At 67.9% G+C, this 24,799-nt stretch carries 23 protein-coding genes and 1 pseudogene; 11 read left to right on the forward strand and 13 right to left on the reverse strand.

The genetic code is table 11. From position 1 onward, the window contains the following. Positions 1-26: 26 nt before the first annotated feature. On the reverse strand, positions 27-263 hold the full coding sequence (gene mbp1 / locus AC0KS4_RS18680) for a microaggregate-binding protein 1 (RefSeq protein ID WP_225326371.1): 237 nt from the start codon (positions 261-263) through the stop codon (positions 27-29). A 177-nt stretch (positions 264-440) separates the two neighbouring features. Here mbp1 and AC0KS4_RS18685 point away from each other — a divergent pair, with 177 nt between their 5' ends. The 4 genes from AC0KS4_RS18685 (at position 441) to AC0KS4_RS18700 (ending at position 5,194) form a co-directional block, all read left to right on the forward strand. Next, positions 441-1,247, forward strand: coding sequence for an SDR family oxidoreductase (locus AC0KS4_RS18685; protein WP_238956636.1), 807 nt, complete (start codon positions 441-443; stop codon positions 1,245-1,247). Between the two features lie 336 nt (positions 1,248-1,583). Continuing rightward, entirely contained in the window at positions 1,584-1,982 is a 399-nt protein-coding gene (locus tag AC0KS4_RS18690) for a heme-binding protein (RefSeq protein ID WP_225326369.1), read from the forward strand. A gap of 141 nt (positions 1,983-2,123) precedes the next feature. Beyond that, positions 2,124-3,179 (forward strand): DNA topoisomerase IB, encoded by a 1,056-nt coding sequence (locus AC0KS4_RS18695; RefSeq protein ID WP_238956637.1) that lies wholly within the window; start codon positions 2,124-2,126, stop codon positions 3,177-3,179. Positions 3,180-3,400: 221 nt separating this feature from the next. Further along, positions 3,401-5,194: a thiamine pyrophosphate-requiring protein gene (locus tag AC0KS4_RS18700; RefSeq protein WP_225326367.1), complete on the forward strand. Its 1,794-nt coding sequence runs from the start codon at positions 3,401-3,403 to the stop codon at positions 5,192-5,194. Between the two features lie 20 nt (positions 5,195-5,214). Here the strand turns inward: AC0KS4_RS18700 and AC0KS4_RS18705 are convergent, their stop codons facing one another. Continuing rightward, complete coding sequence (locus AC0KS4_RS18705; RefSeq protein WP_225326366.1) at positions 5,215-5,874, reverse strand: UdgX family uracil-DNA binding protein; 660 nt, start codon at positions 5,872-5,874, stop codon at positions 5,215-5,217. 67 nt (positions 5,875-5,941) lie between these two features. Continuing rightward, on the reverse strand, positions 5,942-6,502 hold the full coding sequence (locus AC0KS4_RS18710; protein ID WP_225326365.1) for a hemerythrin domain-containing protein: 561 nt from the start codon (positions 6,500-6,502) through the stop codon (positions 5,942-5,944). A 215-nt stretch (positions 6,503-6,717) separates the two neighbouring features. On the opposite strand from AC0KS4_RS18710, the gene AC0KS4_RS18715 reads away from it, so the two are divergent. Both AC0KS4_RS18715 and AC0KS4_RS18720 read left to right on the forward strand, forming a co-directional pair. After that, a complete protein-coding gene (locus AC0KS4_RS18715; RefSeq protein WP_238956638.1) occupies positions 6,718-7,746 on the forward strand; it encodes a sensor domain-containing protein in 1,029 nt (342 codons plus the stop codon). Positions 7,747-7,786: 40 nt separating this feature from the next. Beyond that, positions 7,787-8,758 carry an aldo/keto reductase gene (locus AC0KS4_RS18720; protein ID WP_238956639.1) on the forward strand — a complete coding sequence of 324 codons (972 nt, stop codon included), beginning with the start codon at positions 7,787-7,789 and terminating at the stop codon, positions 8,756-8,758. A gap of 10 nt (positions 8,759-8,768) precedes the next feature. Here AC0KS4_RS18720 and AC0KS4_RS18725 read toward each other — a convergent pair whose 3' ends face one another. From AC0KS4_RS18725 to AC0KS4_RS18745, 5 genes are all read right to left on the reverse strand, one after another. After that, complete coding sequence (locus tag AC0KS4_RS18725; protein ID WP_238957362.1) at positions 8,769-9,536, reverse strand: SDR family oxidoreductase; 768 nt, start codon at positions 9,534-9,536, stop codon at positions 8,769-8,771. A gap of 93 nt (positions 9,537-9,629) precedes the next feature. Then, complete coding sequence (locus tag AC0KS4_RS18730; protein WP_308193087.1) at positions 9,630-11,423, reverse strand: sensor domain-containing diguanylate cyclase; 1,794 nt, start codon at positions 11,421-11,423, stop codon at positions 9,630-9,632. A gap of 63 nt (positions 11,424-11,486) precedes the next feature. Further along, on the reverse strand, positions 11,487-13,637 hold the full coding sequence (gene glgX, locus AC0KS4_RS18735; protein ID WP_238956641.1) for a glycogen debranching protein GlgX: 2,151 nt from the start codon (positions 13,635-13,637) through the stop codon (positions 11,487-11,489). Positions 13,638-13,729: 92 nt separating this feature from the next. After that, positions 13,730-14,911 carry a zinc-dependent alcohol dehydrogenase gene (locus AC0KS4_RS18740; protein WP_238956642.1) on the reverse strand — a complete coding sequence of 394 codons (1,182 nt, stop codon included), beginning with the start codon at positions 14,909-14,911 and terminating at the stop codon, positions 13,730-13,732. 66 nt (positions 14,912-14,977) lie between these two features. Continuing rightward, the gene (locus tag AC0KS4_RS18745) at positions 14,978-15,685 is read right to left on the reverse strand and encodes a GAF and ANTAR domain-containing protein (RefSeq protein ID WP_238956643.1); all 708 of its coding nucleotides are present in this window, start codon (positions 15,683-15,685) and stop codon (positions 14,978-14,980) included. 308 nt (positions 15,686-15,993) lie between these two features. Here AC0KS4_RS18745 and AC0KS4_RS18750 point away from each other — a divergent pair, with 308 nt between their 5' ends. Beyond that, positions 15,994-17,304 (forward strand): NAD(P)/FAD-dependent oxidoreductase, encoded by a 1,311-nt coding sequence (locus AC0KS4_RS18750; RefSeq protein WP_238956644.1) that lies wholly within the window; start codon positions 15,994-15,996, stop codon positions 17,302-17,304. 2 nt (positions 17,305-17,306) lie between these two features. On the opposite strand, the gene AC0KS4_RS18755 is transcribed toward AC0KS4_RS18750, so the two are convergent. Next, positions 17,307-17,843, reverse strand: coding sequence for a DUF1360 domain-containing protein (locus AC0KS4_RS18755; RefSeq protein WP_225326357.1), 537 nt, complete (start codon positions 17,841-17,843; stop codon positions 17,307-17,309). Between the two features lie 85 nt (positions 17,844-17,928). Next, positions 17,929-18,312: a MerR family transcriptional regulator gene (locus AC0KS4_RS18760; RefSeq protein ID WP_225326356.1), complete on the reverse strand. Its 384-nt coding sequence runs from the start codon at positions 18,310-18,312 to the stop codon at positions 17,929-17,931. A gap of 141 nt (positions 18,313-18,453) precedes the next feature. Here AC0KS4_RS18760 and AC0KS4_RS18765 point away from each other — a divergent pair, with 141 nt between their 5' ends. From AC0KS4_RS18765 to AC0KS4_RS18780, 4 genes are all read left to right on the forward strand, one after another. Beyond that, positions 18,454-18,903: an Hsp20/alpha crystallin family protein gene (locus AC0KS4_RS18765; RefSeq protein WP_225326355.1), complete on the forward strand. Its 450-nt coding sequence runs from the start codon at positions 18,454-18,456 to the stop codon at positions 18,901-18,903. Positions 18,904-19,004: 101 nt separating this feature from the next. Next, positions 19,005-19,691, forward strand: a complete 687-nt coding sequence (locus tag AC0KS4_RS18770) for a PAS and ANTAR domain-containing protein (RefSeq protein ID WP_238956645.1) — start codon at positions 19,005-19,007, stop codon at positions 19,689-19,691. A gap of 138 nt (positions 19,692-19,829) precedes the next feature. Beyond that, positions 19,830-20,987, forward strand: a complete 1,158-nt coding sequence (gene macS / locus AC0KS4_RS18775; protein WP_238956646.1) for a MacS family sensor histidine kinase — start codon at positions 19,830-19,832, stop codon at positions 20,985-20,987. Then, on the forward strand, positions 20,980-21,645 hold the full coding sequence (locus AC0KS4_RS18780) for a response regulator (protein WP_238956647.1): 666 nt from the start codon (positions 20,980-20,982) through the stop codon (positions 21,643-21,645). Before macS ends, AC0KS4_RS18780 begins: the two co-directional genes overlap by 8 nt. Here the strand turns inward: AC0KS4_RS18780 and AC0KS4_RS18785 are convergent. The 3 genes and pseudogenes from AC0KS4_RS18785 to AC0KS4_RS18795 form a co-directional block, all read right to left on the reverse strand. Next, a pseudogene (locus tag AC0KS4_RS18785) lies at positions 21,609-22,957 on the reverse strand (acyltransferase family protein). The gene AC0KS4_RS18780 and the pseudogene AC0KS4_RS18785 sit on opposite strands and share 37 nt — an antisense overlap. A gap of 127 nt (positions 22,958-23,084) precedes the next feature. Continuing rightward, complete coding sequence (locus AC0KS4_RS18790; RefSeq protein WP_225326350.1) at positions 23,085-23,375, reverse strand: YiaA/YiaB family inner membrane protein; 291 nt, start codon at positions 23,373-23,375, stop codon at positions 23,085-23,087. 48 nt (positions 23,376-23,423) lie between these two features. Then, on the reverse strand, positions 23,424-24,704 hold the full coding sequence (locus AC0KS4_RS18795) for a hypothetical protein (RefSeq protein ID WP_238956648.1): 1,281 nt from the start codon (positions 24,702-24,704) through the stop codon (positions 23,424-23,426). Positions 24,705-24,799 lie beyond the last annotated feature (95 nt).

The raw sequence follows: 24,799 nt of genomic DNA on the forward strand, positions 1-24,799 counted from the left end.
GGACCGGACCCCCTGACTGAAGCTGCCTACTGGTTTTTCTTCTGGCGCTCTTCGGCCGCGTCCGCACCGGCGCGCGCCGACTCGGCTTCGGCTTCCTTCTTGCCCGCGTCGCGTTGGGCGTCGGCTTTGTCTTGCTGAGCCTGGCCCTCGTCGACAAGGTCGTCGCGACCGAGCACGGTCCCCCCGACCTCCTTGGCCTTGCCCTTCACGCCCTCGACGGCGCCCTGCACCGCTTCCTGCGGCCCGCTCTTCTGGTCTCCCATGGGTTGACCTTCCTCTCGGTGGTGAGTGAGCTTGCGCTCGATGGCACCTAGGGCGTTCCCGCCGCAAGCTTCATCAAACGGCCCGTCCCGCGTTGCCTTCCGCACGCACATATCAGGCCGGGCAATCGGTTTGAAACGGGTTTTACCGGGTAGTACTAGCCGGCGGCGCGAAGGGGGGTGAGGGCGGTGTCCACCATCGCCGTGATCGGGGCGACCGGTACGGCCGGATCCCGCGTCGTCGCCCGGCTGAGGTCGCGCGACGTCGCGGTGGTTGAGATCTCACGCGAGCAGGGCATCGATCTGTTCAGCGGGCCGGACCTCTGCGAGGCGCTCAAGGGGGTCGACGTCGCGATCGACGTATCCGATCCGGTGCCGCCCGAACCGGTCGACGTCAGCCAAGCGCTGGCCACCGCCTCCCACAACATCGTGGGCGCGTGTGCCACACAGGACGTGCAGCGCCTGGTGGTGCCGACGATCGCGGGCATCGACGACCCGGAATTCGACGGCATCCCCTACTACGAAGGCAAACGGGCGGCGAAGAACATCCTGCTCGACGGCCCGGTACCGACCACGATCGTCAAGTCCACGCAGTGGTATGAATGCGCCACCCATTGCGATGCGGTGAGCTGCGACGGTGACGAGGTGATCGTCGAGGACTGGCTGATCCAGCCGATCGCCGCCGACACCGTCGCCGACGTCCTGGTGGAGGCGGCGCTGGGACAGTCGCACACGCCGCGCACCATCACCGGCCCGCACCCCATCCGCCTGCCCGAGCTGACGTCGAAATTGCTTGCCCAGCAAGGCGATAGCCGGCAGGTGCGGGCCGTCCGGCCCGCGGTGGCCGCGCTCGCCAACGGGGTACTGTTGGCGTCCGGTCACGCGGTGGTCGTCGGTCCCGACGTCGACACGTGGCTGCAGACCTTGGCGCCGCCCAGCATCGATGGGCATCAGGTCGCCGACGGCGAAGAGCCCAGCGGGAGCTGAGGTCACAGCAGCAACGCGCAACTGACAACGATCATCCCGACGGTGACCTCTCGCCCTGGTATCGCGGGGACGTCTCGTCAGCGCATCCGCGAATAACGATTGCGTCACGATCGACATCACGATTGGTTAAGAACGGGTGCGTTCTCTTAGAAATTTGCGGACCGCTTCACCGTTCACTTAGCAAAGACGGTCGCGAGCGCCCTCAACGGCCCCAAGCGCGCCCCGACGTTCGTCGTCAGCGAACATCGCCACCGTTTGCCTCGGCTACTTTGGATTTCGAGGATCGGGAGCCTCAGTCGAGAGAAAACCATTTCGCTTCGAAGGACAACAATCATCATGAAAATCAGCAGTATTGTCGCGCGCCGTCGAATGGCCGGAATCAGCGCCGGCTGCCTGCTCGGGGGGATGGCCATGGGCATCGTCGGCGCGCCGTCGGCGTCCGCAGCACCCGACTGCAGCCCCGAGGGTGTGAACTCCACCGTCTCCTCGGTGCAGGGATCCGCCGAGCAGTATCTGGCGGCGCACCCGGGGGCGAACCAGGTGGTGACGGCCGCCTACGGCCAGCCGCGGCCCGAAGCTGCATCAAGCCTGCGCAGCTACTTCACCGGACACCCGCAGGAGTACTACGACCTGCGCGGCATCCTGGCCCCGATCGGCGACACCGAACGGCAGTGCAACGTCACCGCCCTGCCGCCGAACCTGGAGTCGGCCTACCACGAGTTCATGGCCGGCTGATCCAGCCCACGAGACGACCCGCCACAACGTTGTGGCGGGTCGTTTCCGCGTTGAACCGTGACGGTCCGTGTGAACGCCTTTGCCGGCGGGTACTTCTGGCGAATAGTGATGCGGCCGGCGGACGGAACTGGAGGGCCGAGGATGCGACTGCGTCGCAGCGTGCTGAGCAAGCCGGGAATCGCGCGCAAGCGCCGCGGAAAGGGCTTCTCCTACTACGAGCCAAGCGGCAAGCCGGTTTCCGATCCGGAAACCCTGCAGCGCATCAAGGATCTCGTCATTCCGCCGGCGTGGAAGAAGGTGTGGATCTCGCCGTTTCCCAACGGTCACATCCAGGCCGTCGGCGTCGACGCCGCCGGCCGCCGCCAGTACCTCTACCACTCCGCCTGGCAGGCCGAACGCGCCGAGGAGAAGTTCGACCGGGTGCTGGAACTGTCGACGCGGCTACCGGCATGGCGCGCCGAGATCGCCAAAGACCTTGCGCGCCAGGGCTTGACCCGGAAGCGGGTGTTGGCGCTCGCGCTGCGGCTGCTCGATCGCGGCTACTTCCGCGCCGGCGGCGAGCAATACGCCGAGGAACACGAGTCCTACGGTTTGTCCACGCTGCTGTGTGAACATGTGGTAATCCGGAGTGACGCCGTCGAATTCGACTTTCCCGCCAAGAGCGGGGTCCGGCGCACCGTGGAGATCGAGGACGCCGACGTTGTCCGGGCGGTGCGCTCGCTGATGCGCAGGCCCAACCGCACCGAGCGATTGCTGGTGTGCCGCACCGCTTCCGGGTGGCTCGACGTGCGCGCCGACGACCTCAACGCCCGATTCAAGGAGCTGGCCGGCGACGACTACACCGTCAAGGACCTGCGAACGTGGCACGGCACGGTGCTGGCGGCGGCGGCCTTCGCCGACGCCGACCCGGCGGTGTCGGGCCGGGTCGCCAAGCGCGTCGAGGCCGCCGTGATGAAAGAGGTGGCCGAGGAGCTGGGCAACACGCCGGCGGTGGCGCGCGGTTCCTATGTGGATCCCCGCGTCGTCACCGGCTATGAGCAGGGCCTGACCATCGCCGCGGCGGTGCGCCGCGCCGAGCGCGCCCGCAAGCCCGACGTGGCCCAGGAGATTCTGGACAAGGCCACCCGGATGCTGATCCGGCGCGTAGCCAAGAGCGACAACGCCAACGGCTCGTCCACCCTGCGTAAGACGGCATGAACTGTTCCCCACCGCCAGCTGTTAACTGGCTGTGAGTCAGCTGGCCGGCTCGTGAAGGGGAATAACAACACCGTTTGCGGGTAACCCCGCACCTGTGGGAAGTGCCAAAGCCGCCCATGCGCGGCTGTCTGCCGTAGCCACGCCTGCCTGCAGGTGGTTCAACCAACAGCCACACACGCCCACCCGCCAGCACTGAAGAACCGTCTGCCCAGGAGGGAAACATGTCCAAACAAGAGGTCTCCGACTACCTGCTGGAGCGGTTGCGGGCGTGGGGCGTCGAGCACGTGTTCGGCTATCCCGGCGACGGCATCAACGGGCTCCTCGCCGCGTGGGGGCGGGCCGACAACAAACCCCAGTTCATCCAGTCGCGCCACGAGGAGATGAGCGCCTTCGAGGCGGTCGGCTACGCGAAATTCACCGGCCGGGTGGGAGTGTGCGCGGCGACGTCGGGCCCCGGCGCGGTCCACCTGCTCAACGGCCTCTACGACGCCAAACTCGACCACGTGCCGGTGGTGGCGATCGTCGGTCAAACCAACCGCAGCGCCATGGGCGGGAACTACCAGCAGGAGGTCGACCTGCTGAACCTGTTCAAGGACGTCGCCAGCGATTACGTCCAAATGGTCACCGTCCCCGAGCAATTGCCCAACGTCCTGGACCGCGCAATCCGCATCGCGATGACCCAGCGGGCGCCGACGGCGTTGATCATCCCCAGCGACGTCCAAGAGCTGCCGTACTCCCCGCCGGAGCACGCGTTCAAGATGGTGCCCTCCAGCCTGGGCATCGAATACCCGGACATCGCCCCGGACGACACCGCCATCGCGCGCGCCGCCGACGTCCTCAACGCCGGCAAGAAGGTCGCCATGCTGGTGGGTACCGGTGCGCGCGGGGCCCGCGAAGAGCTGGCCGAGGTCGCCGACCTGCTCGGCGCGGGCGCGGCCAAGGCGCTGTTGGGCAAGGACGTCCTGTCGGACGAATTGCCTTGGGTCACAGGGTCTATCGGGCTGCTTGGGACACGGCCGAGCTACGAGCTGATGATGGGCTGCGACACGCTGCTCACGGTGGGATCCAGCTTCCCCTACACGCAGTTCCTGCCCCAGTTCGACCAGTGCCGGGCGGTGCAGATCGACGTCGACGGGCGAATGATCGGGATGCGCTACCCGTACGAGGTCAACCTGGTCGCTGATGCGAAGTCCGCACTGCGGGCCCTGATTCCGCACCTGCGCCGCAAGGAGGACCGGTCGTGGCGGGAGGGCGTCGAGAAGAACGTGGCGCGTTGGTGGGAGACCATGGACAAGGAAGCGATGGTCAGCGCCGATCCGATCAACCCGATGCGGCTGTTCTCCGAGCTGTCCCCGCAGCTGCCTGAGAATGCCATCGTCACAGCCGATTCCGGCTCGTCGGCCAACTGGTACGCGCGCAACCTGCGCTTCCGCGGCGACATGCGCGGCTCGCTGTCGGGCACGCTGGCGACGATGGGGCCCGGGGTTCCCTACGGCATCGGTGCGAAATTCGGCAATCCCGACCGGCCCGTCATCGTGTTCGCCGGTGACGGCGCCATGCAGATGAACGGCATGGCCGAGCTGATCACGATCAAGCGCTACTGGAGCGAATGGAAAGACCCCCGCCTGATCATCGCGATCCTGCACAACAACGACCTCAACCAGGTCACCTGGGAAATGCGCGCCATGGCGGGCGCGCCGAAATTCGCGGAGTCCCAAAACCTTCCCGACGTCGACTTCGCCGCCTTCGCTGCCAGCCTGGGTCTCAACGCCATGGCCATCAAGGATCCCGACGAATTGTCGGACGCGTGGCGCAATGCCCTGTCGGCCGACCGTCCCACCGTGCTGGACGTATTCACCGATCCCGACATGCCGCCCATCCCGCCGCACGCCACCTGGGAGCAGTTCAAGTCGGCCACCGCGGCGGTGTTGTCCGGCGACGAGGACCGTGTGGGCTTCGTCAAGGTCGGCCTGAAAACCAAGATGCAGGAATTCATGCCGCACAAGAAGAGCTGACCCGGCGGTCGGCCGCCCGGTCAGGCCAGCCCGGAACGCGCGCTGCGCAGGTCGTCGACGAACGACCGGTAGACCTCGTCGTGCCGGTCGCTGCGGTCCCGCAACACCGACGACGGGTGCACCGTGGCCACCACGATCGGCTCGGGCGTCATCGCGATGTCGACGGACGACGGGAGCTTCAGCTCGCGTCCGCGCTGCACCGAAACCCGAAAAGTGGTGCCCAGCAACGATTGAGCGGCCGTTGCTCCCAGGCACACGATGACCTCGGGTTGCACGGCCTCGATCTCGGCGATCAGCCAGGGCCGGCAGGCGACGACTTCGGTGCGGCCCGGCTTCTGGTGGATGCGCCGTTTGCCGCCCTTGCGGGTGAACTTGAAATGCTTGACGGCGTTGGTCTGATAGGTCAGCACCGGGTCGATGCCGGCGTCTTCGAGCGCCCGGGCGAGCAGTCGCCCCGCCGGGCCGACGAACGGCTCACCGGCGCGGTCCTCCTGGTCGCCGGGCTGCTCGCCCACCAACATGATCGGCGCTCCCGGATGCCCGTTACCGAATACGGTTTGGGTGGCGTCTTCGAAAAGCGAACAGCCATGGCATGTTTCGGCCGCGCTGCGCAGCGCGTCGATGCCCCGCTCCTCGGGGAGGTAGCGGGCGGCGCCGGGGGCCTTCGATGTGGCGGTCATGTGAATGCCGTGGCGTGGGTACCCCCGCTCCCCCACTGAGCGGGGGTACCCAGCCCCGGGTGGCTCGTCAGCCCTTCCCGATGATGGCGTCGCGGGCGCGGTCCAGCATCGCGGCGAACGGACCCGCGGCCAGGTTGGCCACCTGGGATTCCACCCCGGCGTGCGGCCGGGTGGGGGCGATGGCTTCGGCGAGCTGCGCGGCGCGGCCCATCCGTTCCAGCTCGTCGGCGCTCAATTCCTCGCCCAGCTTGGCGAATTCGTCGTGCTCCTCGTGCTCGGCGTGGTCGATCACCGCGTCGCGCAGCGTGGTCAGCTCGCGGGTGAATTCCTCGCTGTCGACGTCGAGTTTTTCCAGCCGCTGCAGAACCGTCTTGGCCTCGTGCTCTTCGTGCAGCCGCTTGCCCACCACGGCGGTGCCGTTGGCGATCTTGCGCTTGGCTCGCGGGTGAACGATCTCTTCCTCCGCGGTCTCGTGCACGGCGAGCAGTCGCCGAAGCTCGACGAAAGCCTTCTCCCGCGCCTGTCCGGACGCCGCCAGCGTTTCGGCGAACCTCGCCTTGATCTGCTCGTGCTGACTGAGGAGAAAGTCGACCACGTCGGTGGGCGACGTGATGGCGGTGCGTGCCATGGTGTCCCTCCCATCTTCCTTGGTTCGACGCGCAGGGCTGTTGCGCGCTCACCGAAGCGGCTACCCGGCGAAATCGGCCGTCAAACGGGTGTGGCCGCGCCCCGGTGGGGTATGTGCTCAGCATCGCCAGGCCGCGCCTGGGGCGCGTGGGTTCGGGCACGGTCCCTGGCCGTCGGCTACATTTCGGGCAGGTTCGGCCGCGAAGGAGGCACGGCGTGACCAACCCGCAGGACCCGTATTGGCAGAACCCGCTGAGCTACGACCCGCTCGGCCGGATGCCGCCGTCAGTCCCGCCGATGGAGCCGATCGAGCCGATCGAGCCGCCGGCGGAACCACCCGCGTTCACGCCGCCGCCCGCGCCCCCGCCGTACCGCCCGGCCGTCAACACGTTGGCCACGCTGTCACTGATTTTCGCGTTCGTGTTCGCGCCCGCCGGAGCGGTCCTGGGACACCTCGGGTTGGCGCGAATCCGGCGGACCGGCGAACTCGGCCGTGACCGCGCCCTGGTGGGTGTGACGCTGTCGTACGTGTTCATCCTGCTCGCGGTCGTCGCGCTGGCCGGGTGGGCGACGCTGGGCGGCTCCACCTCGTCACACCGGGCGGCGCGCGAGACCACCACGTCCAGCGGTCCCCCGCCGCCCACCGTCCCGCCGGACACCATCACCACGCTGCTGCCCGGGTTGGACGCGCTGAGGAACATCACCGCCGACGCGAACCTGGAGGTCGGGCCGACGTGGAACAGCCCCGGCCGCTCGGCGCAGGACGGCAGCATCAACCGCCCGGAATGCTGGGGAAGCATCGCCGCCGGGAGCCCGGACGCCTACACCCCCGGCTCCTTCACCGGTTATCACGCGGGCGAATTCACCGACACGCGCAGCATGCTGAAGTCGATCCAAGTCATCCAGGGCGTGGCGGCGTTCCGCGATCCGGCCGGGGCGCAGTCACAGCTAAACACGCTGCTGTCCGGATGGCGCCAGTGCGGCGGATCGACCGTCACCGTGACGGCGTCCGGGGGGCAGCCGATCGCGATGGCGGTGAGCGCTCCCGCCGACGCCGGCAACGGCATCACCACACTGGACTTGACGCCCAAGGGAATACAGGTGCGCTCGGCGCGGGCGGTCGCGGCCAAGGCCAACGTCGTCATCGACCTGAACGTGTCCGCCAGCGGCAGCACGGACAGCGAGCGGCCCCGGGTGGCCGCGGTCACCATCGCCAACTACATCCTCGGCAAGATCCCCGGCTGACCGGCTCCGCCGCTCTTGCGATCGCCACTACGCTGAGCGGATGAAGTATGTCGACGTCGACGGGGTCGGACGCGTCAGCCGGATCGGCTTGGGCACCTGGCAGTTCGGCTCCCGCGAATGGGGTTACGGGGACAGCTATGCCACCGGCGCCGCGGGCAACATCGTGCGGCGCGCCCGCGCCCTGGGGGTGACGCTGTTCGACACCGCCGAGGTGTACGGCCTGGGCAAGAGCGAGCGGATCCTGGGCGAGGCGCTCGGCGACGAACGCGCCGAGGTCGCGGTGGCCAGCAAGATCATGCCGGTCGCCCCCTTCCCGGCCGTGGTCAGGCAACGCGCGCGAGCCAGCGCCCGGCGGCTGGGGCTGGATCGCATCCCGCTCTACCAGGTCCACCAACCCAACCCGGTGGTGCCGGACTCGGTAATCATGCCCGGGATGCGAGATCTGCTGGACCGCGGCACGATCGGGGCGGCGGGCGTCTCGAACTATTCGCTGCAGCGGTGGCAGAAGGCCGACGCCGCGCTGGGCCGGCCGGTGATCAGCAACCAGGTGCACTTCTCGCTCGCCTACCCGAAAGCGCTCAAGAACCTGGTGCCGTTCGCCGAACGGGAGAACCGCATCGTGATCGCCTACAGCCCACTGGAACAGGGGCTGCTGGGCGGCAAGTACGGCGTCGACAACCGCCCCGGCGGCGTTCGCGCGATGAACTCGTTGTTCGGCACCGAGAACCTGCGCCGCGTCGAGCCGCTGCTGCAGGTGTTGCGCGACGTCGCAACGCAAGTCGGCGCCAAGCCGGCACAGGTGGCGCTGGCCTGGTTGATCAGCTACCCGGGCGTGGTCGCCATTCCCGGCGCGTCCAGCGTCGAGCAGCTCGAGTTCAACGTCGCCGCCGCCGACATCGAGCTACCCACCGAATCCCGCGACGCGCTCACCGAGGCGGCGCTGGCGTTCCGGCCGACGTCGGCGGCCCGCTTCCTCACCGACCTCGCGCGGGAAAAGCTCGGCCGCAGCTAATCCGGCTGATCTACGACTGGTTGGCCTCGGCGAACGCCGCGGGGCTGGCCGGCGCGCCGCGCGCGACCACGAGCGGCATCGACGTCGAGGCGTTGGTGCGCAGGATGGTGTGCACGACGTCGATCAGGTCGTCGACCGGCATCAGCTTGCCCGGCATGCACCCGCGCGACGACCACAGCGGAACCGCCTTCATGGCGAGGTCCATATCCCAGTCGGCATTCATTCCCGTCGCCGCGTCGCCCTCGCCGCCCGCGCACTCCCCGACGATCAGGTTGGTGAAGCCGACGTCGGAGTGTTCGGCCCGCCACGCCTCGACCAGCCGTTCCAGGGCCGCCTTGCTGACGCCGTACGCGCCCAGCCCCGGCCACGGGGGACCGAACGTGCCGGCGTCCGAGGACAGGTACACCGCCTTGCCGGCCGACGCGGTCAAGTGCGGCATCGCCGCGGCCGTCACCAGCGACGCGCCGATGACGTTGGTGTCGAAGATGCGCCGCCACGTGTCGGCATCGGTGTCGACCATGCGGACCAGCGGGCCGACGGCGGGCGTGTAGACGATGTTGTCGATCCCACCGAGGGCGTCGGCGGCGGCGCCGATCGCCGATCGGCAGGACGCCTCGTCGGTGACATCGCATTCGATGGCGATCGCGTTCGGGCCGGCATCCTTGGCCGCGGACTCGATGCGCTGCAGACGCCGGGCCAGGAGCGCGACGTCATCGCCGCGCTGCGCGAGACCGACCCCGATGCAACGCCCCAGCCCGCTCGAGGCGCCGACCACCACTGTCCTTGACATATTCGCCCTCTCTTGTAACGCGAGACGCTGTCGCGGTGAAACCTACCGGATGCGACTCGTCCGGTGGCGATCACTCGCTATTTACGTCGCCTCGACGGTGTTCCGGTCGCCCGACTTGGCCCGGTACATGGCCTCGTCGGCGCGCGCGGTGACCGCGTCGACGGACTCGGCGGGACGGGCAAGCGTGGCACCGATGCTCAGGGTCGCGCCGATCGTGTCGCCGGAGACGGCGATGGGTTCGGCGACGCGACGGCGGATCTTCTCGGCGATCTGGGCGAGTTCGTCGGCGCTGCGGACGCCGGGCAACAGGATCAGCATTTCGTCGCCGCCGGTGCGCCCGACCGTGTCCCCGCGGCGAACGCTCGCCCGGATCCGCGCCGCCACGGTCGCGAGTACGACGTCGCCCGTCCCGTGTCCCCACCGGTCGTTGATCGCCTTGAAGCGGTCGACGTCGCAAAACAGGACACCGACATGGGTGCCCGCGGGCTGCGGTTGCCGCAGCGCGGCCTCCAGCCGGGCCAGGGCCTCGGCCCGGTTCACCAAACCGGTGAGGGTGTCGAACCGCGCCAACCGTTCCAGTCGCTGTTCGGCCTCGACCTGATCGTCGACCACCCGCAACGCCGCGATCAGCCCGTCGGTGTCGCCCCGGGCATCGGTGTAGGGCTTCCCGTGACCGTCGACCCAGTGGTATTCGCCGTCGAGGGCACACACCCGGAAGCGTTGGAGCACCTGTTCGCCGCCCGCGATACGGCGGAGGGCGGTTTGGAGGTTGTCGCGATCCTCGGGGTGGATGCGGCCGGCGAAATCCGGGCCGGTCCACCGGGACAGCGGGCCACCCAGCGCGGGTTCCACCGACGGGGAGACCCACGCGACCTCGCCGCCGCGGAAGTGCACGATGATGTCGACGGCGTTGTCCGCGAGAAGGCGATAGCGCATCTCGGCCTCGGCGCGTTGCTTGCTGGCCACCTCCTTGGCGATCAGCAAGTGCTGCTCGCGCTGGCTGAAGTAGAAGGTCACCGCCCCGACGACCGCGGTTCCCAACAGGATCGAGAAGGTCCACTGCGCGTTGTCGTCCGGGCCGAGCTCCACGAAGATCGGCCTCGCCACGGCCACGACGAGCGGAAAGCCGGCCAGGATCCCGAGCAACCGAACCAACGAGGAACGGTCCGGTCGGGCGAGCAGCCACGCGAGCGGAAACCGGTCGGCGCGCGCCAGCGCGGTGGCCGCGACGAGCAGCAACAGGGCCACGGCCGTCAGGAACGCCTGGCCCTTCGACGGCGAGACGCCCACCAGCGCCAAGGCGTCGAACAGGTAGGCCCCGGCCGTGACGAACGGGATGGCCGCACTGCCCGCCAGGCACAGGGGCCAGACCACGCGGGTCGACCGATCCACCCGGATCAGCGCGATGGCGGTCGCCAAGGGCAGCGCCGACAACGCCGTCTGAACGCTCGGGCGCCCCGGCCAGGACCACTCGTGCATGCCGACGGCCTCGCCGAACCAGATCCTGTCCACGGTGAACGAGCCGAGGCTCGCGTACTCCGCGAGGACGACGACCGCGAAGGCGGCCGCGGCGGCGGCCAAACCCCGTCCGGCCCAAATCCGTTCGCGCGACGGACTCCCCCATTGCACCAGGATCGCCGCGCTCAGCGCGGCCAGCCACAGCGCGGTCCACGGCATCATCTGCGGCCAGGTCGGATAGATCCGCGTCAACCGCTCGATGCCGGCCGTCCAGCCCACCCACGTCAGCGCGGCGACCACGAGCACCAACAGCGCGGCCGCCCGCCCGGAGGTGTTCATCGCCGATTCCAGACGCGCGCCGGGACCGGGCCTGTCCATCGGCTGTCCCTCTCGTTCCCGGCGGTCGACACGCGGCATCGACATCGTGCGGAAAAAAATAGCCGATGCGGCCTTGTCGGCGAGAGTAATTCGCCGGATCCGCTAGGCCGAGGGAAGTCCCCGCAGCACCACCGCGGTGTGGGCCTCCACGTTGAGCTTGCCCGCGCCGGGCACCTCGTCGGCGGGCGTGGTCTCTTCGGGCCCCGTGTACACCACGACCTGCCAGGAGGAACCGAATTCCTTTGGCGGAAGGGTGAATTCGATCGGCTCGTAGTGGGCGTTGAAACACAGCAGGAACGAGTCGTCCAGTACCCGTTGGCCCCGCTCGTCGCGGCCGGCGATGCCGTGGCCGTTGAGGAACACCGCGACCGACTTGGCGAAACTCGCGCCCCAGTCCTCGTCGGTCATCTCCGCACCCTCGGGGGTGAACCAGGAGATATCAGGCACGCTGTCCTGGCCGCGCCGGCGCACCGGCTTGCCGGAAAAGAACCGGCGCCTGCGGAACACCGGGTGCTCGGCGCGCAGCGCCGACACCGTCCGGGTGAACTCCAGCAGGCCCGCATCGGCGGCGCCCCAATCGATCCAGGTGAGCTCGTTGTCCTGGCAATAGCCGTTGTTGTTGCCGTTTTGGGTGCGTCCGAGTTCGTCGCCGTGACAGATCATCGGCACGCCCTGGGACAACAGCAAAGTGGTCAGGAAGTTGCGCTGCTGGCGGGCGCGCAGGGCGTTGACTTGCTCGTCGTCGGTGGGCCCCTCCGCCCCGCAGTTCCACGACCGGTTGTGGCTCTCGCCGTCGTTGTTGTCCTCGCCGTTGGCCTCGTTGTGCTTCTCGTTGTAGGACACCAGGTCGCGCAGCGTGAACCCGTCGTGGGCGATGACGAAGTTGATCGACGCCACCGGCCGGCGCGCGGTGTGCTCATAGAGGTCAGCCGATCCGGACAGCCGGTAGGCGAACTCGTCGAGGGTGGCGGGCTCGCCGCGCCAGAAGTCGCGGACCGTGTCGCGGTACTTGCCGTTCCATTCCGTCCACTGCGGCGGGAAGTTGCCCACCTGATAGCCGCCCGGCCCGACGTCCCACGGTTCGGCGATCAGCTTGACCTGGCTGACGGTCGGATCCTGTTGCACGAGTTCGAAAAACGTCGACAGCCGGTCGACGTCGTAGAACTCGCGGGCCAGCGTCGAGGCCAGGTCGAAGCGGAAACCGTCGACATGCATCTCGGTCACCCAGTAGCGCAGGGAATCCATGATCAGCTGCAGCGCGTGCGGATGCCCGACGTTGAGGCTGTTGCCCGTGCCGGTGTAGTCCATGTAGTACTGCTTGTCGTCGTCGACCAGCCGGTAGTAGGCGGCGTTGTCGATGCCGCGCATCGACAACGTGGGGCCGAGGTGGTTGCCCTCGGCCGTGTGGTTGTAGACCACGTCGAGGATGACCTCGATGCCGGCCTCGTGCAGCGACCGCACCATGGCCTTGAACTCCTGGACCTGCCCGCCCGGCGTGGTGGCGCCGGAGTACTTGAAGTCGGGCGCGAAGAATCCGATCGTGTTGTAGCCCCAGTAGTTGGACAGACCCTTGTCGACCAGGGTGGAGTCGTTGGCGAAGTGGTGCACCGGCATCAGTTCGATGGCCGTGATGCCGAGACCCTTGAGGTGGTCGATGATTACCGGGTGCGCCACCGCGGCGTAGGTGCCGCGCAGCTGTTCGGGGATGTCCGGGTGGGTCTGGGTCAGGCCCTTCACGTGGGCCTCGTAGATGACGGTGTCGGCGTAGTGGCGATCCGGTGGGCGGTCGTTGCCCCAGTCGAAGTAGGGGTTGATCACGACCGACTTGGGCATGCTGTCCGCCGAGTCGTCGTCGTTGCGGCTGTCGGGGTCGCCGAAGTTATAGCTGAAGAGCGATTGATTCCACTCGAACGAGCCGTCAATGGCTTTGGAATACGGGTCCACCAGCAGCTTGTTCGGGTTGCATCGGTGTCCGGCCTGCGGGTCGTACGGTCCGTACACGCGGTAGCCGTAGCGCTGGCCGGGTTCGATGTTGGGGATGTAGGCGTGCCAGATGAAGCCGTCGACCTCGGGCAAGGTGATGCGGCTCTCGGTGCCCTCGGCGTCGAACAGGCACAGCTCCACCCGCTCGGCCACCTCGCTGAACACCGCGAAATTGGTGCCCGCCCCGTCGTACGACGCGCCCAGCGGATAGGCCCTACCCGGCCACACCTCTCCGGTCGGCGTGGGGGCTGCGGCCTCTGCGGGAGTCATGGCGCATCAATACCCCGCCGGCGTGGCGGTCAAACTCCCGGGCCGCCCGCCGGGCCGGTGTCACTACGCGGAAAGCCTTGTGGCAGAGTCAATCACGGATTGAGTATGACCTTCACCGCTCCGTCCTGCTTCTTCTGGAAGATCTCGTAGGCGTGCGGGGCCTCATCGAGCGGAAGCACGTGGGTGGCGAAGGTGTCGACGCCAAGCGGGTCGTCGTCGGTCAGCAGCGGCATGATGTCGTCGACCCAGCGTTTCACGTTGGCCTGGCCCATCCGCAGGGTCACCTGCTTGTCGAAGAGGGTGAGCATCGGAAGCGGGTCCGCCATTCCGCCGTACACGCCGATCAGCGAGATCGTTCCCCCGCGCCGCACGATGTCGATGGCCGAGTACAGGGCGGACAGCCGGTCCACCCCGGCGGTTTGCATGAGCCGCTTGGCCAGCGCGTCCGGCAACAGCCCGGTGGCCTGCTGCGCCAGTTTGGCGGTCGGCGAACCGTGCGCCTCCATGCCCACCGCTTCGATGACGGAGTCGGATCCACGTCCGTCGGTCAGGTCGCGGATCGCGTCACCGAGCGACGAGTCGAGCCGGCCCACATCGATGGTGTGGATGCCGCGTTGCGCGGCGCGGCCCAGCCGTTCGGGAACCAGGTCGACGGCGATGACGCGGTAACCGAGGTGGTCGGCGATGCGGGCGGCCATGTCTCCGATGGGGCCCAGACCGAGCACGGTGACCGTGCCACCCTCCGGGATGTCGGCGTACGCGACCGCCTGCCAGGCGGTGGGTAGCACGTCGGACAGATAGACGAATCGCGAATCAGGCGGCCCCACAGGGACTTTGATGTGGGTGAACTGGGCCTGGGGAACGCGCAACAGCTCGGCTTGCCCGCCGGGGACTTCGCCGTAGAGCTCCGAGTAGCCGAACAGCGCCGCCCCCATGCCCTGGTCGCGCACCTGGGTGGTCTCGCACTGGGTATAAAGCTGTTGGCCGCACATGTAGCAACTGCCGCAAGAGATTTGGAAGGGAATGACGACCCGGTCCCCCACCCGAAGGTCGCCCGTTTCGGCGCCGACCTCCCGCACGATGCCCATCGGTTCGTGGCCGAGGATGTCCCCCGGCTTCATGAAGGCCCCGAGAACCTCGTAGAGGTGCAGGTCGGACCCGCAAATGTTGGTGGAGGTGACTTCGATGATGGCATCGGTGGGCTGCTCGATCTTGGGGTCGGGCACCGAATCCACCCGCACATCGCGCTTGCCGTGCCACGTGACAGCCTTCATGGCAAGGGCGCATACCCGCCTGCCACCCGTCGAAACGGCGGCGCCGGACGCCCGCATGGGTCGTGGTCAGTGCCAGCGGCACTGGAGCGGATGTTCGCTCTCGATGAGCGCCCGAGCGATTTCGATCAGCTTGATATTGGATTGTTGCGAAACCCGGGTCAGCAACTGGAACGCTGCGACGGAGTCGATGCCGAAGCGCTCCATGATGACCCCCTTCGCCTGCCCGATGATGTCGCGCGACGCCAGGGCGCTACGGAATTGGTCTTGGCGGCGCATCATCGACCATCCCAGGGCGATGTGCGTGGCGAAAACCGTGCCGATCTCCACCGACTCCTCGGTGAAAGCGTGCGGGCGGTCGGCGTAGAAGTTCAGCGCCGCCATGCTGCCGCCGTCGATGAACAACTCGAACGACAGGATGGAGCGGATCGGGGTCTGTTCGAGCGCCAGCCGGCGGTAGCGCAGCCAGCGCCGTTCGGAGCTCAGGTCGGCGATGTGCATCATGTGGTGCTCCCAGGCGGCGGTCAGGCACGGCCCTTCGCCGGAGCTGTCCTGGATGGCGTCCAGGACCATCGGGTAGCGGTGCGTCGCGGCCACGTTGCTGACCGATGCGTCCTTCTCGGCCAGGGTGATCCCCGCGTACTGTGATCCGGCCACGTGGTGGACCCCGTTGTCGAGGAGTTCGTGCAGACCGGCCGCGATGCCGCGTTGTTCACGCTCCAGGTTGGCCACCAGCTCCACCAGTTGATTGACGATCGTGGCGCTGCCGTCTCGCATCACATCACCCCCGGAACCGTCATGGCCCGCAGAGCCCTTCCTGATAGGCGTCGCGCCGGCATCTGCCAACGCGCGAACGCCACCGCTCAACGAGAAGTCTATGAGCCATCCAACGAAGCGCAAGGCACGATAACGAAACCGGTGGGACGACGGCGGTGGCCGGGGCCTCCGAAAGGGAAGAGGCCCGGGCCGCTTCTGAGTGCCCGCTTCCTCGAAACACCTTGCTGATCAAGTGTTTTCGCGATCGTCTGCTGGCTTCCGAAGGCGCGAGGACTCCTTGCCGCGGAAGTCCGCCTACACTCGGGTCGGTGACCTCCATTGCGATTGTGGGAAGCGGCTTCACCGGATTCACCTGCGCCCGCCATCTGGCGCGAATTCTGCGCCGGCGGCACGCACCCGTCGACATCACGATCATTTCTCCGGTCGACTACATGCTTTACACCCCGTTGCTGCCCGACGTGGCCGGCGGTGTCGTCGATGCCCGCTTTGTCGCTATCCCACTGGCCAATTCGCTGCGGGGCGTGCATGCGGTGCGCGGGCGCGTCGACGGGGTCGACTTCGCGCAACAGACGCTGACGTACTGCGATCCCGAGGAACGCAGCCATTCCATGTCCTGGGACCGGCTGGTGCTCACGCCGGGATCGGTGACGCGGTTGTTCGACGTCCCGGGCCTCGCACGACATGCGCGCGGGTTGAAGACCACCGCCGAGGCCCTCTACCTGCGGGACCACTTCATCGAGCAGCTGGAGCTGGCCAACATCGACGACGATCCCCGGGTGGCCGCCGCCCGGCGCACCGTCGTGGTGGTCGGCGCCTCCTACTCGGGCACCGAGTTGGTGGTGCAGCTGCGGGCCTTGGCCGACGCGGCGGCCAAACAGATGGGCTTCAACCCGGCCGAAGTGCGGTTCCTGCTTTTGGACCTGGCCGAGCAGGTGATGCCCGAGGTGGGCAAGAAGCTCGGCGAGGCGGCGATGAAGGTGTTACGGCGGCGCGGCATCGACGTCCGGCTCGGTGTCACGCTCAAGCAGGCGCACGCCGATCACGTTGTGCTGAGCGATGATTCGCGCATCGACACGCACACGATCGCCTGGGTGACGGGGGTGACGGGTGCCCCGTTGATCCAAGACCTGGGTTTGCCGACCGAGAAGGGCCGGCTCACGGTGCAGCCCGATCTACAGGTGCCCGGTCACCCCGAGGTGTTCGCGGCCGGTGACGCGGCGGCGGTTCCCGACCTCACCCAGCCCGGCAAGGTCACGCCGCCGACCGCCCAACACGCCACCCGGCAGGGCAAGGTGCTGGCCCGCAACGTCGCCGCCAGCCTCGGTTACGGCAGCCCCAAGGACTACAAGCACCGCAACCTGGGCCTGGTGGTCGATCTGGGGCCCCGAAAAGCGGTGGCCAACCCGCTCAACATCCATCTGTCCGGGCTGCCGGCCAAGGTCGTGACGAGGTCCTACCACCTGTACGCGATCCCCCGCGGCGTCAACCGGTGGGCGGTGTCGCTGGCCTACCTGACCGACATGCTGTTCAACCGCTCCGTCGTGTCCATCGGGTTGTCCTCCGAGGACGACGCACAATTCACGGCCAGCGAGGGCATCCCGATGCCCAAGACGAGCTGATCTCAGCCTTCGGCGGACTGCTGGGCCATCGCGTAGGCGAGTTGAAGAAAATCCGCCCCGGCCAGTGCGCTGAAGACGCCCGCGATCAGCCGGGTGAACCGGGGTACGAACACCAGGCCGATGGCAAATCCGGTGGCGACCCACATGTCCAGGCAGAACGGGCAGGTCAACAGCTCGCCCAGGCTGTGCCGGAGCTGACTGTGCTCCCGAACCTCCTCCTGGACCTCGGCGGGGCCGCCCGTGCCCGCGTAATGCGTGAACGGGGCGCGTAGGGGGCTGGTCACCGCGTCTTTGGTCAAGGTTCGCGAGAGCTTGTGGGTGCCCAGGGTGAGGATGATCAGATCCTGGATCCGCCAGCGCGTCGGCAAGGTGCGCCCGCTCGCGACCGCGGCCGCCGTCGCCACGGACACCACGACGGCGTAGACGACCAGGACCACCAGGTAGCCGCCCAACGGCCGGGGGTTGTCGCCGCGGTAGGCGTCGGCTTCGTGCCGCGCGCCGTCCACCACCTGAGCGCCGGTTTCGGTCAGATCTCCCATTGCGTCTCCTTCAAGACTCGTTCGCCGCGCTTCAAGGCACAGCGGGGTGAGTACCCGACGGAGGTGGGCGCAATCTGCGACCGGTTCAGGGCCTGGTCGCGCCGCGTTCGCCGGGGCCGGCGGCGGCCTTCGGCGCCTTCGCGGCTTCGCGCAATGTGCGATTGGTGGAGCGCAGGTCGGTGTTGGCGGCCGACAGCGTCTCGTTGTCGTCTTCGAGATCGAGGATGCGCGCGATGCCGGCCAGGTTGACCCCGGCCTCGACCAGCCCGCTGATGCGCCGCAGCCGCGTCAGGTCGTCGGCGCTGTAACGGCGGGTTCCCCCTTGACTTCTCGCGGGCGTCAGCAATCCATAGCGTTCGTAGAGCCGCAACGATTGCACCGGAATCCCGGACAGTTCGGCGGCCACCGAGATGCCGTACACCCCGTGGTCGGACGCCGGAGCCCCGGCCTCGCCGCGGTGCTCGACCATCGCACATCCCCTCAGCTGATTCACTTGAAAATCTGTTTAGCATACTTGCGTCAATATGTCGATGGTGCTATACCGAATCTATGTCATTAGACATAGGAAATTACCGGACCACCGCGTAGATCGGAGTGAGAGGTGACTACCATGCTGATGCGTTCAGATCCCTTCCGTGAGCTCGACCGCTTTGCCCACCAGGTGCTCGGTACGGCCGCCCGGCCGGCGGTGATGCCGATGGACGCCTGGCGCGAAGGCGAGAAGTTCGTCGTCGAGTTCGACCTGCCCGGCATCGATGCCGACTCACTGGACATCGACATCGAGCGCAATGTGGTAACCGTGCGGGCAGAACGACCGGCCCTCGACCCCAACCGCGAGATGCTGGCCACCGAGCGGCCACGCGGCGTGTTCAGCCGCCAGCTGGTGCTCGGCGAAAACCTCGACACCGACAAGATCCAGGCGTCCTACGCCGAAGGCGTGCTGAGTCTGCACATCCCGGTGGCCGAGAAGGCCAAGCCGCGCAAGATCGCCGTCGGTCGCGGCGACGCTCCCCGGGCCGTCGCCGACGGCGCCGGCCATCGCGAAGTCATCAACGCCTGACCGGATAGCGGGCCGGGCGGCGGCACCCACGGCACGCGCTCGCGTGCCGGCCCCGCGGCCGCCGCCCGCCCTCGGCTGCGTGCACCGAGCTAGGAGCCACCGTGGAAGCGACATGGGAACTCAACGGCGAAACGGCCAGCGTCGAGCAGGCCTTGTCCGGCGGCGACGCCCAACCCGCGGGCTGGTTTCGGTTCTACTTCACCGATCAGCGGTGGGAATGGTCGGAACAGGTGCAGCGGATGCACGGCTACGAGCCGGGCAGCGTCGTTCCCACCACCGAGCTGGTGCTCTCACACAAGCATCCCGATGACCGCGGACAGGTCGCGGCGACCATCGATCAGCTCGTGAACACCCGCCAGGCGTTCAGCACCCGCCACCGGATCATCGACACCGCCGGCAACGTACGCCAGGTCGTCGTGGTCGGCGATCGGCTCTACGACGACGACGGCGTGATCGGAACGCACGGGTTCTACATCGACATCTCCGCGCCGAACGGGCACGTGAACGAGGAGGCCGTCAGCGCGAAACTCGCTGAGATCAACGAGAATCGGGCCGGCATCGAACGCGCCAAGGGAATGCTGATGCTGGTCTACGGCCTCAGCGACAGCGCGGCCTTCGAGTTGCTCAGATGGCTGTCACAGGAGGCGAACGTCAAGTTGCGGACGCTCGCCGAGCAGATCGCTCAGGACTTCCGCGGCGCCGGCCTGCCGCTCAACACCCAATCGGAATTCGACCACCTGCTCCTGACCGCGCACCGCCGCGTCCGTCCCGCCGACAAGCGTCAGTAAGGAGCTGCAGGGCAAGGCAATTCGTTGTCAGGGATCGCGCAGTGGAGCGATCCAGTGCACCCGGGTGCCGCCCTCCCTCTCGCGGCGCCGTCCTGGTCTCCACGATCGCGCCGTCGGTTCGTCGGCGCGAGGCCATTTATGCTGATCACGATGCCGAACCAGGATCCCGATCCCACGACGCCGCTGTGGCGTGCAGCGCAGGTTTTCCGGCTGCTGAGTTGCATCTACGCCGCCGGCTTTCAAATCGCGATCAATCCCGATCTGCGCCGACCCGCGCTGGGGTGGATCCTGTTCGCGCTCCTGATCGGCTGGAGCGCGGCGTGTGCCGTCGGCTACCTGCGGGGGTTCGGCCGAAGACCGTCCTGGGTGCTCGCCGAGATCGTGATCGCGGTCTTGCTCATGTGGTCGAACACCGTCGTCGCGACGCCGCACTGGGCGGCCGAGAACCAGACCTGGCCGACGACGTTGTGGGCGAGCAATCCCACGATTTCCGCCGCGATCCAGTTCGGCCCCGGCGGGGGGATGCTCACAGGTCTGGCGGTGATGGCCACCAATTTCGCGGTCAAGGACTACCTCGCCCTCAACCTGGGGCACAACGCCACCGTCATCATCGAGCTGGCCATCGGCATGGCGATCGGTATGGCCGCGCAGACCGCTCGACGTGCGCACGCCGAACTGCAACGGGCGGCCCGGTTGAGCGCCGCGGTGCAAGAACGCGAGCGGCTGTCCCGCGAGGTGCACGACGGCGCCATCCAGGTGCTGGCGCTGGTCGCCAAAAAGGGCCATGAAATCGGCGGCGCGACAGCGGAACTCGCCGACCTGGCGAGCGAGCAAGAGCGTGCGCTGCGCCGGTGGGTGGCGTGCGCCGACCTGGATCCGGAGGCCGACGGCGCGACGATCGATCTGCGCACGCTGCTGCGTTGCCGGGCGTCCGACCGGGTGTCGATCAGCCTGCCGGCGACTCCGGTGTCGCTGGGGCGCCGGGTAGGGACCGAGCTCGACGCCGCGGTGGGCAATGCGCTGGACAACGCAGCCGCCCATGCGGGCCCGGAGGCGCGCGCGTACGTACTCGTGGAGGACCTCGGCGATTCCGTCGTAGTCAGTGTGCGCGACGACGGCGTGGGCATCGCCGACGGTCGACTCGAGGAAGCGGCGCGTCAGGGACGCCTGGGCGTCTCCCAGTCGATCGTGGGGCGGTTGACGTCGCTGGGCGGCACCGCGCAACTGCGCAGCGCCCCTGGCGAGGGGACCGAGTGGGAGTTGTGCGTGCCGCGCGGGGAGGGACGGCATGGCTGAGGATGTGACGCCGGCGACGGTGATGGTGGTCGACGACCATCCCATCTGGCGTGACGCGGTCGCGCGCGACCTGGCCGAGGGCGGATTCACCGTGGTGGCCACGGCCGATGGGGTGGCCGCCGCGGGGCGGCGGGCGGGCGTGGTCAAACCCGACGTGGTGGTGATGGATATGCAACTGCCCGACGGGAATGGCGCACAGGCCACCGCCGCGGTGCTCGCGGTGTCGCCGTCGACGCGGGTGCTGGTGCTGTCGGCCTCCGACGAACGTGACGACGTCTTGGAGGCCGTCAAAGCTGGTGCGACGGGATATCTGGTCAAGAGCGCCTCGAAACCCGAACTGGCACAGGCTGTGACGGCGACGGCCGCGGGCCGGGCCGTGTTCACCCCGGGCCTGGCCGGACTGGTGTTGGGTGAATACCGGCGTATCGCGCAAAGCAAGGACGACGGCCCCGCCCGTCCCAGCCTGACCGAACGCGAGACGGAGGTGTTACGCTACGTCGCAAAAGGGCTGTCCGCCAAGCAGATCGCCGCCCGGCTGTCGTTGAGCCACCGCACGGTCGAAAACCACGTGCAGGCGACATTTCGCAAGCTTCAGGTCGCGAACCGGGTGGAATTGGCGCGCTATGCGATCGAGCATGGCCTGGACTCCGAACCGTGACCCGCTTTTAGCGGGGTGCCCCGCCGGTCTCGTGGGCCATCGCCCGCGCGGCGACGAGTGCGGCCACGACCACGGCCATGCACACCAGCCCGTCGTCCTTGAGGCCCCACCTGATCGCGGCCAGGATCGCGACACCGGCCACGCACAGCAGCGCGCCGACGACCGCGCCCCGCCCGCGCGAGGTGACGGTCCCGGCGCCGTCCCAGCCGGCCAGCGGGTTGTTTTCGAGCGGCCGCAACGCGACGAACAGCACGGCCACTGCGAGGACCACGATGACCACCTGCGCGACGCTGATGGCGAGGAAGTCCGGCTGGCCCGGAAACCGCGGGCAGTCAAGGTAATCGAAGAGCAGATGCACGCCCAGCAGCACCGGCATGTGCCACAGGTAGAGGGTCATCGCCCCGGAGTTGCCGATTGCGGTCCACCACCACACCCGTGGCCGCTGCGCCCAGCGCGCGATCGCCGGTGCGCCCGCGATGGCCAAGGCGCTCAAGGTGATTGCGTGCCCGGCCAACAGCAACGACGGCGGGCTGGTGTTGGAAAGATGGTGATCCCCGGTGCCGACCATGCTGATCTGGTACGGCCCCCAGCGCACCAGTGCGACGTCGACGGCGAAGAAGGCGCCGGCCACGGCCAGCGCGGCGCGACCGCTGAGTAGCCGGCGGCGGTAGGCGACCCCGAACATGGCGGGAATGAGCCAGACGGCGAGGTTGAGGTAGCCCAGGGGCATCGCCGCCGGCCAGTGCAGCCGGATCAGGTCGATCACCGCGATCGCCCCGTAGACGGCGGCCACACCGGCGGCCAGGCCGCGGGCCGTGGTGATGCGGTGCAGCACCGGCATGGCGGCCAGCACCAGGACGTAGGCGCCCAGGAACCACAGCAGCTGCGTGCTGACGCCGGCAATCGGCTCGTAAATATGTTGGGGCAGCGCCCGATACAGCACGGTCAGTGCGACCGCCCAGAATGCCAGGTAGTAGAACACCGGCCGGAACAGCCTGGTGCAGCGTTTCATCAGCCAGTCTCCCCAGTTGGTGCCCGGGGACCAGGAGGACAGGCAGGCCGCGGCGCCGGCGAAGAAGAACAGCGGCATGATCTGAAGCAGCCAGGTCGCTACCTGGAACAGCGTCGAAGTGGTGAGCAGGTTATCCCAGATCAGGACATGGTTTTCGATGACGCTGATGGGCATCACGGTATGGCCGAGCACCACACCGATCAGGGAGGTGATGCGGATGACGTCCAGGACGCGATCACGGTCGGCCGGCGTGCGCACGGCCACCTCGGCGGCGTCGGGAAATCTCGCGAGAGTTGTCATGGGTGTCCTTCTGTGAATAGGGATAGAAGTGTTGCGGCGGAGTCGAAGTCGTGCGATGAAAGAAGCGTTGCCGAGCAGGCCGCCCAGGGCCTGCGCAGTTCTACGCGTTGAGCCTGAGTAGTACTACTCAGCTCGCGGCGCCCAGCGGGTCGTAGTCGGCCAGCAGCCTCTCGATGCGGGCTTCATCGAGTCGGACCCGAACGGTCGCGGCTTCCTGGTGGTCACGGATGACCTTGGCCAGCGTGAACGCGCTCGATACCAGGAAGAGGAAGGTGATGCCGAGGAACAGTCGTTGCCACGCGTCAAGGGGAAGAAAGTAAATCCCGGCCAGCGCGGTCACAAAGCTGATCGCGAAGGCGACGGCGGCCTGAACGAAGAAGGCGGCGGTGGTTTTTGACATGCTGTTGGGAACGGTCATGCCAATAAGCCTGCGACGGCGCACCCTTGGTGGGATCCGTAAGACTACTCAGATTTGGCCGGGCACCCCTGGCGCCCTCGACAGCGACGCCACGGCCAACGCGGCGCACACCCCGAGCATTGCGACAATCACCGTCGCCACCTCCACCACACCGAGGTGGGCATCCACCACCGGTTTGACCACGGCCACCACTGCCAGCGCGGGCATGATCAGCCGCACCCACCAGGCCACGACGCTGTCACCGGGAATTCGTGAATTGGCCTCTGCGACGGCGACATACAACACAACCAGCAATAGCGCCGCCGCGCCGAAAACGACCGCGGCGACCGCGCGAGCCCCGTGCGCGGACAAGACGGCCGCCATCGCCGCGACAAGCACTGCCACCGCCACTCGCAGGCCAGTATTCGGCGTTGCCTCACCAGTGGCCGCCAGGCCAACGGCGACGCGCACCACCGCCCACCCCGAAGCCAACGCGGCCGCCGTCGCCAACGTGACGCCGGCGACGGCCATCCACATCCAACCGGCATCGGCGGAGAACTCCGGAACAGCCTCGGACAGAAATTTGGCGCTCCACCGCCACGGCCCCGCGACACCCTGATGGTCGGCCACCCACAACACCACAGCCGCCCCGGCCATCACCGCGACCGCCAGCGACATCGACCGGCCCGGCCTGCCGATGCGCGCGCCGCGGACCGTGACGAGCTCGACGCCCACCATCCCCAGACCGAAGCCGACGAGTTGGTCGGACAGCTGGTGCGGCGTTGCGGCCGTACCGATGACGACCGCGTCACTGCCCGCGGCGACGCGGGCGGCGACCGCCACGGCGAGGTAGACGCACACGAGCAAACCCGCGACCACGAGCGGCGCCACCACCGAGGCGACGGCCCGGGTCGACGCCCAGCAGACGACGGCACCGACGACGATCGCGGCCACCAGTGCGCCAACCGGCAACCACGAAACAACCTTGGCGGGGTCGTCACCGGATGAAACGTCCACCAGCACAACCGCTCCGAGCGTGATGGCGAACTTGGCCGCCAAGGCGAGGTAGGCAAGCAGCTGAATGGCGCCCGCAGCGAACCCAGCCCTGGGGCCCAGCGTGGCGCCGATCAATTCGGCGGTACTGCGCGCGTGCGGGGCGTACGCGCGCAGTCGCGTCAAGGCATAGATCACCGGAATCACGATCACCGCCCCGAGCAGCGCGCCCAACCCATCCGCCGCCGCAGACGCGATCACGGCCATGCTCAGGCCGGCCGCTCGCCACGTCCCCAGCAGCGGACCCTGCGGCCCAGATTCCGGCTGCGCCGGCGGGCGCAACGATTTCTTCGGCATTGGCTAAGCATGACGCAGCGCCGCGCAATCGAACACCGAACACCAACGCGTTCCGATACGTTGGTAGCCCAGGGTCGAGGTAGGTGGGGCTCAAT

This window comes from Mycobacterium sp. NTMscope_MAC_12 (genome assembly GCF_976985675.1).

Coding starts and splice junctions, on each gene's coding strand:
- mbp1 (WP_225326371.1), bottom strand. CDS start 263: ATGGGAGACCAGAAGAGCGGGCCGCAGGAAGCGGTGCAGGGCGCCGTC.
- AC0KS4_RS18690 (WP_225326369.1), top strand. CDS start 1,584: ATGAAAATCAGCAGTATTGTCGCGCGCCGTCGAATGGCCGGAATCAGC.
- AC0KS4_RS18695 (WP_238956637.1), top strand. CDS start 2,124: ATGCGACTGCGTCGCAGCGTGCTGAGCAAGCCGGGAATCGCGCGCAAG.
- AC0KS4_RS18700 (WP_225326367.1), top strand. CDS start 3,401: ATGTCCAAACAAGAGGTCTCCGACTACCTGCTGGAGCGGTTGCGGGCG.
- AC0KS4_RS18705 (WP_225326366.1), bottom strand. CDS start 5,874: ATGACCGCCACATCGAAGGCCCCCGGCGCCGCCCGCTACCTCCCCGAG.
- AC0KS4_RS18710 (WP_225326365.1), bottom strand. CDS start 6,502: ATGGCACGCACCGCCATCACGTCGCCCACCGACGTGGTCGACTTTCTC.
- AC0KS4_RS18720 (WP_238956639.1), top strand. CDS start 7,787: ATGAAGTATGTCGACGTCGACGGGGTCGGACGCGTCAGCCGGATCGGC.
- AC0KS4_RS18730 (WP_308193087.1), bottom strand. CDS start 11,423: ATGCCGCGTGTCGACCGCCGGGAACGAGAGGGACAGCCGATGGACAGG.
- glgX (WP_238956641.1), bottom strand. CDS start 13,637: ATGACTCCCGCAGAGGCCGCAGCCCCCACGCCGACCGGAGAGGTGTGG.
- AC0KS4_RS18740 (WP_238956642.1), bottom strand. CDS start 14,911: ATGAAGGCTGTCACGTGGCACGGCAAGCGCGATGTGCGGGTGGATTCG.
- AC0KS4_RS18745 (WP_238956643.1), bottom strand. CDS start 15,685: ATGCGAGACGGCAGCGCCACGATCGTCAATCAACTGGTGGAGCTGGTG.
- AC0KS4_RS18755 (WP_225326357.1), bottom strand. CDS start 17,843: ATGGGAGATCTGACCGAAACCGGCGCTCAGGTGGTGGACGGCGCGCGG.
- AC0KS4_RS18760 (WP_225326356.1), bottom strand. CDS start 18,312: ATGGTCGAGCACCGCGGCGAGGCCGGGGCTCCGGCGTCCGACCACGGG.
- AC0KS4_RS18765 (WP_225326355.1), top strand. CDS start 18,454: ATGCTGATGCGTTCAGATCCCTTCCGTGAGCTCGACCGCTTTGCCCAC.
- macS (WP_238956646.1), top strand. CDS start 19,830: ATGCTGATCACGATGCCGAACCAGGATCCCGATCCCACGACGCCGCTG.
- AC0KS4_RS18780 (WP_238956647.1), top strand. CDS start 20,980: ATGGCTGAGGATGTGACGCCGGCGACGGTGATGGTGGTCGACGACCAT.
- AC0KS4_RS18790 (WP_225326350.1), bottom strand. CDS start 23,375: ATGACCGTTCCCAACAGCATGTCAAAAACCACCGCCGCCTTCTTCGTT.
- AC0KS4_RS18795 (WP_238956648.1), bottom strand. CDS start 24,704: ATGCCGAAGAAATCGTTGCGCCCGCCGGCGCAGCCGGAATCTGGGCCG.